Below are 6,531 nucleotides of genomic sequence, written 5' to 3' on the forward strand. Positions count from 1 at the left end.
GAATGATTAGAGAGGTTGAGGTGTACGACGTGGAACATTCATCCTATGAAGGTTACGTGGAGAACTTGGTCACGCCCCGGTCGCCGTTATTGGCGGAGATGGAGGCGTTCGCCCGAGAACATCACGTGCCGATCATGGACTTGACCGGATCTGAAGTGTTGCTGTCGCTTCTCGCGATGCAGCGTCCGAAACGTATTCTTGAGGTCGGTACGGCCATCGGATACAGTGCGATTCGAATGGCTGAACTGTTACCGGAAGCGGAAATCGTCACGATTGAACGGAACGCGCGACGTCACGAAGAGGCACTCGGCTTTATTGGGCGCTCGGACGTGTCGGACCGAATCACGGTCATTCACGGTGACGCGGTGGAGTTGATCGGGACGATTGAAGGAGAATTCGATGCGGTCTTTATCGACGCAGCCAAAGGTCAGTATCAAAAATTCTTTGATGGGTATGGCGCTTTAGTACCAATTGGTGGTACGATTTACAGCGATAATTTATTTTTACGAGGGGACGTCCTGCTCGAGGATGTGTCAGTGCTTGACCGTCGACGGCGCCGGCTCGTTCGTCTCGTAAAAGAATTTACTGAGCAATTGATGGCACGGACCGATTATCATACTGCAATTTTGCCCCTTGGTGATGGCCTAGCAATCAGTCGTAAATTACGATGAGGAGGACTTAACTTTGATGCAACATAAACCCGTCATTATCGGCGTGGCCGGGGGGACCGGATCAGGTAAGACGACCGTGGCCCGCGCGCTCGTGGATGCGTTCAAAGGACAATCGGTCGTCATGATCGAGCAAGACGCGTATTATAAAGATCAGTCAGAGATGACGATGGAAGAACGATATAAGACGAACTATGACCATCCGTTCGCATTCGACAACGATTTATTGATCGAGCATATCAAACAGTTACAAGAGCACAAGGCCATCGAGAAACCGGTGTATGACTACGCGGCGCACACGCGCTCGGACAAGACGATTTTAATCGAGCCGGTCGACGTCGTCATCGTCGAAGGCATTTTGGCGCTCGAGGATGACCGTCTGCGTGACTTGATGGATATTAAAGTGTTCGTCGACACGGATGCGGACGTCCGCATCTTGCGCCGGATGCAGCGTGATTTGAATGAGCGGGGCCGGTCAATCGATTCGGTCGTCGCCCAATATACGAACGTCGTCCGGCCGATGCACCTGCAATTTTGTGAGCCGACGAAACGCTATGCGGACATCATCGTGCCTGAAGGCGGCGAGAACTTCGTCGCGATCGATTTGCTCGTGACAAAGATTCGCTGGGTGCTCACGGAACGCAACCGGGCTTAAGGAAATAAATCGTTTCCATTTTAATTTGGCTGTAATATACTAGGAGACAATGAAGGAGTGACAGAAATGGCTGAAAAACAACATTATATGACGTTAGACGGAAAAGCGAAGATCGAAAATGAATTGAACGAACTGAAGACGGTGCGCCGTAAAGAAGTCGTTGAGAATATTAAAATCGCCCGCGATTTCGGAGACTTGTCTGAGAACGCTGAATACGATGCAGCGAAAGAAGAGCAGGCAATGGTCGAGGGACGCATCGCCCAACTTGAAGAGATGCTTCGTAACGCCGTCATCATCCAAGATGACGTGGCCGACAACTCGATGGTCGCCATCGGGAAAACGGTAACGTTCTTTATTCAAGAAGACAACGAAGACGAGACGTACACAATCGTCGGTGGCGCCGAGGCCGACCCGTTCACAGGGAAAATCTCGAACGAATCACCGATCGCCAAAGCGCTTCTCGGCCGTACGGTCGGCGACGTGGTCAACGTTCAAACGCCAGGCGGCGACATGGTCGTCGAAATTAAAGAAATCAAGTAACACTAACGAGCGACATCCATCTGGAGGTCGCTCTCTTTCTGAGGAGGCACATATCATGAAAATCGGAATCATCGGCGCAATGGAAGAAGAAGTGAACTTGCTCCGCAACGAATTGACGGAACGGACAGACACGGAAATCGCCAACTATCACTTCTATGAAGGGTATCTCGGCAACGTTGAAGTCGTAATCTTAAAGTCAGGAATCGGCAAAGTGAACGCGGCCATCGGGACGACGCTCTTGATCGACAAGTTCAAACCTGACGTCGTCATCAACACCGGTTCTGCCGGCGGCTTCAAAAAAGGGATGAAAGTCGGCGACGTCGTCGTCTCGACAGAAGTCCGGCACCACGATGTCGACGTGACAGCGTTCGGCTACGAGTATGGGCAAGTTCCAGGCATGCCGGCGGCTTATACGGCTGACGCGCACTTGATGGACGTCTGTAAAGAAGTCATCGAGAGTCTCCATGACGTGAACGTCCATACCGGCCTCATCGTGACGGGCGACTCGTTCATCAATGACTCGAAACGGGTGGTGGACATCCTCGGACATTTTGATGGCGTCGCCGCCGTCGAGATGGAAGCCGCTCCGATCGCGCAGACATGTTACCAGTTCGGGGTCCCGTTCGTCGTGACGCGTTCGATCTCGGACAGCGCCGATGAGGAAGCGAACTTGTCGTTCGACGAATTTTTGGAGACGGCATCGATTAACTCGGCGAAAATGGTCATGGCCGTCACGAAACGACTCGGTCAAAGCGAATAATCGAGAGGGATGCGTTGACATCCCTTTTTTATTCCCTTATATTAGTACCAGATACTAAGAATAGGGGTCATCAACATGAACATTGGAATCATTGGCATCGGTTCGTTCCTTCCGGACAACCGGATCACGAACATCGATTTGGAAAAACGAATGGATACGAGCGACGAATGGATTCGGACCCGGACCGGGATCGAGGCGCGCCATTTGGCCGACACCGATCTTTCGGTCGCCGATATGGCCACAAAGGCTGCCGAACGGGCGCTTCAAAGTGCGGAAGTGTCGATTGAGGACATCGACGCGATCATCTGCGCGACGGCGACGGCGCCATCGTTCCCGGCGACGGCTTGTCTCGTACAAGCCAACCTTGGGGCCAATCAAGCGGTCGCCTTCGACGTCAGCGCCGCCTGTAGCGGCTTCATCTTCGCGATGGACACGGCGAAGAACATGATGCAGGCGAAAGGGTTAAAGCGCACACTCGTCATCGGAGCCGAGAAAATGGGCGACTTGATCGATTGGGACGACCGTTCGACTGCTGTCTTGTTCGGTGATGGGGCGGGTGCCGTCGTTCTCGGTGAAGACGAAATGGCCGCCATCGAGTCGGTCATTCTCGGAAGTGACGGTACCGGCGGAAAGTTCTTATACGAGAATGAAGAAGGTAAGATTGTCATGAACGGCCGTGAAGTGTTCAAATTCGCCGTCCGAAAAATGCCCGATATCGTCTTAGGGGCGCTAGAAGAGGCTGGGAAGACTATCAAGGACCTCGACGTCCTCGTGCCGCATCAAGCGAACCGACGGATCATCGAAGCGGCGATTGAACGGTTAGGGATTGACGAAGCGAAGGTTGTCGTGACGATTCAAGACCATGCGAACACATCAGCCGCTTCGATTCCACTCGCTTTGGCCGAAGCGGTCAAGCAAGGGAAAATCTCAAACGGTCAGACGGTCGTCGTCGCCGGATTCGGCGCCGGACTCACTTGGGGAGCGAGTTGTCTAACATGGAATAACGCTAACATCACGGAGGAGATTAACGCATGAAACGAGTAGTCATCACAGGATTAGGAGTCGTTTCCCCGCTCGGGAACGACGTTACGGCAATGTGGGAGCGACTGTTGAACGGGGAAAATGCAGTCGATACGTTAACAAAGATTGATATTAGCCAGTATCCGGCGAAAGTCGGGGCGGAAGTAAAGGAATGGAACATCGATCACTTGGTCGAGCCGAAAGAAGCGCGCAAGATGGATTCGTTCATTCAATATTCGATTCTTGCGGCTGACGCCGCACACCGGGATAGCGGTCTAGATGTGAAGGCGATGGCGGACGATGTCGGGATTTGGATCGGAAGCGGGATCGGTGGGGTCGAGACGATCGACAAACAAGCGACCATCTTGCATGAACGGGGACCACGTCGCATAAGTCCGTTCTTTATCCCGATGATGATTCCAAATATGGCGAGCGGTCAAGTCTCGATTTACCTCGGGGCGAAAGGGCCGAGCAACTGCTCGGTCACAGCTTGTGCCTCTGGGACGAACTCGATCGGGGAAGCGTTCAAAGTCATTCAACGTGGTGATGCCCTCGCCATGTTCGCGGGTGGGGCCGAGGCACCGATCACGCCGCTCTCGTTCTCAGGATTCTGTGCCAACAAGGCGCTATCGACGAATCCGGACCCGAACACGGCGTGCCGCCCGTTCGATAAGAACCGTGACGGTTTCATCATGGGTGAAGGCGCGGGCGTGCTCGTTCTCGAGGAATATGAGCATGCAAAAGCGCGCGGTGCCAAAATATATGCGGAAGTCGTCGGGTACGGCATGAGCTCGGACGCGTACCATATCACCGCACCGTCACCGGAAGCGGAAGGCGGATCGAAAGCGATGAAGGAGGCACTTCGGGACGCGGGGATTCGTCCAGAAGACGTTCAGTACATCAACGCGCACGGGACGAGCACACCGCTCAACGATATGCTCGAGACGAAAGCCATCCACAACATCTTCGGTGACCACGCATACAACTTGGCCGTCAACTCATCGAAATCGATGATCGGACATTTGCTCGGCGCGGCCGGCGGAGTCGAGGCGGTCATCACGGCGCTGTCAATCCATGAGGGCCGGATTCATCCAACGATCAACTGCGAGACACCGGCAGATGATTGTGATTTAGACTATGTCCGCGACGGGAATCGGGAACTTGATATCCAGTACGCATTGAGCAACTCGCTTGGCTTCGGGGGCCACAACGCGACGCTCGCATTCGCGAAAGTGAACGACTAATAGTAGAAAAAAGTGACAAAAACGGGTAGGGTATAAGGGTTGGTCTAACAGAAAGGAGAATGCCAGATGAAACGATTTTTCATCGGTGCCGCCTTGTTAGGTTCAGTCCTTATCCTTTTTTTCGTTATTTGGTCCGGACAACGAGAGCAGGCACGAGAATTACTACCACCCGAGGAACAGATTGTGACAATCCATGGCGAGACGTTGCCGGAGCAGCCGAATGCGCTGCTCGCGATTGATCCGAGTTCGCAAACCGTGCTGTCGCATATTTATGAAGGGTTGTATCGATTCGGAGCAGACGGTGAGATTGAGCCGGGACTCGTCGAGACGATGACGCGTTCGGATGACGGGGCAACGTATACGTTCAACTTGAAAGCGAGTGAAAGCGTGAACGGGAACGCCGTCACGGCTGAAACGTTTGTCAATCAGTTTCGAAAGCTCGCTGACGATGATACAAATTCTCCGTTCAGTTTTTTGCTTGAGGACGTATTGAACGCGAAAGCGATCAGTCTTGGGACGAAAGAACCGGAGACGCTCGGTGTGAAAGCGATCGACGAGCAGACGCTTGAGTTGACGCTTGAACGGCCGATGGAAGGGTTTGAGCGAATCTTGGCGATGCCGGCCTTTTTGCCGCAGGCGATGATCGGAGAGTGGCAAGAGCTCGATGCGAACGGTCCGTTCCAGGTCGAGTCAATCGACGCGGCCCAAGTCACGTTAATCAAAAACGAGGCTTATTATGACTCGGATGACGTCACACTCGAGAAGGTTGTCATTTGGGCGGATGAAAGGTTAAGTGCTGGGCCGGGCGGTATGCATCCGATTCCGTACGGCACAGACGTGGAAACCATCGAATCGCTTGAAGGCAGAATCGTCGACGTTCCACGAAGTGGCGTCTTCTATCTTAAATCAAATATTTATGAGTATCCGTTCGATGATACCGATTTCCGCCGCGCGCTCGCGCTCGCTTTAGATCGTGGAGCCGTGGAAGGGTCACTCGCGCGGGCTGAACGGACGACGGAACGATTGCTCGTCATCGATCCAAAAGAAGGAGAATCATCACTTGGTGGAGATGCAGTCAAGCTATTTGAGGAAGTACTCGAAAGACTCGAGGAAGAGGAAATCGAGATTGAATTGCTCAGTTTTGCCGATGAAGAAGCGCAACGGATTGCCGAGACGATTGAAACAGAGCTTGAGCAGCTTCCAGGTCTTCAAGTGAACGTCGTCGAATTGCCGCTCGGTGACAAAGTTAGGAAAGAAGTCGCAGGCGATTATGCGTTATCCCTTTCAGGCTGGCAACCGGACTATCCGGCATTCAGTGCCTATTTGACTCAATTCGAGGCAGATAACTATTTGAACTCAAGCGGTTACGCCGATCAAACATTCGATCAATTGATGGATGACGCACGCTCGGAAGAAAATCAAGAAGAACGTGATCAGACATACCGACAAGCTGAAAAACGGCTTTTAGAAGAAGCTGTCGTTATCCCAATCTACCAAGCTGGAAAATCTTACGCTGTGGATTCCAAATATGCAAATATCGGTTTTCCGGTCATCGGTCCTTCGTACATCCTATCTTTTTCTAAAGTTTATGAAAAATGAGCCAAAAGCCCGTCTAATCAACGGGCTTTTGGCCTATATTAAAAT

General features: G+C 52.5%; 7 protein-coding genes. All 7 read left to right on the forward strand.

What is annotated here, in order from left to right; translation table 11 throughout:
- Positions 1-29: 29 nt before the first annotated feature.
- The 7 genes from DPV68_RS05745 (at position 30) to DPV68_RS05775 (ending at position 6,486) form a co-directional block, all read left to right on the forward strand.
- A complete protein-coding gene (locus tag DPV68_RS05745) occupies positions 30-671 on the forward strand; it encodes an O-methyltransferase (protein ID WP_198662248.1) in 642 nt (213 codons plus the stop codon).
- Between the two features lie 16 nt (positions 672-687).
- Positions 688-1,323, forward strand: coding sequence for a uridine kinase (udk, locus tag DPV68_RS05750; RefSeq protein ID WP_034776924.1), 636 nt, complete (start codon positions 688-690; stop codon positions 1,321-1,323).
- Between the two features lie 66 nt (positions 1,324-1,389).
- Complete coding sequence (gene greA, locus DPV68_RS05755; protein WP_029595793.1) at positions 1,390-1,863, forward strand: transcription elongation factor GreA; 474 nt, start codon at positions 1,390-1,392, stop codon at positions 1,861-1,863.
- Between the two features lie 55 nt (positions 1,864-1,918).
- Positions 1,919-2,623 (forward strand): 5'-methylthioadenosine/S-adenosylhomocysteine nucleosidase, encoded by a 705-nt coding sequence (mtnN, locus tag DPV68_RS05760; RefSeq protein ID WP_114165832.1) that lies wholly within the window; start codon positions 1,919-1,921, stop codon positions 2,621-2,623.
- Between the two features lie 75 nt (positions 2,624-2,698).
- Positions 2,699-3,658, forward strand: coding sequence for a beta-ketoacyl-ACP synthase III (locus tag DPV68_RS05765; protein WP_114165833.1), 960 nt, complete (start codon positions 2,699-2,701; stop codon positions 3,656-3,658).
- Positions 3,655-4,887 carry a beta-ketoacyl-ACP synthase II gene (fabF, locus tag DPV68_RS05770; RefSeq protein WP_114165834.1) on the forward strand — a complete coding sequence of 411 codons (1,233 nt, stop codon included), beginning with the start codon at positions 3,655-3,657 and terminating at the stop codon, positions 4,885-4,887. The genes DPV68_RS05765 and fabF overlap by 4 nt, the downstream gene beginning before the upstream one ends.
- A 66-nt stretch (positions 4,888-4,953) precedes the next feature.
- On the forward strand, positions 4,954-6,486 hold the full coding sequence (locus DPV68_RS05775) for a peptide ABC transporter substrate-binding protein (protein WP_114165835.1): 1,533 nt from the start codon (positions 4,954-4,956) through the stop codon (positions 6,484-6,486).
- Positions 6,487-6,531: the final 45 nt, after the last annotated feature.

It is taken from the genome of Exiguobacterium sp. TNDT2, assembly GCF_003331145.1.
Lineage (GTDB): Bacteria > Bacillota > Bacilli > Exiguobacteriales > Exiguobacteriaceae > Exiguobacterium.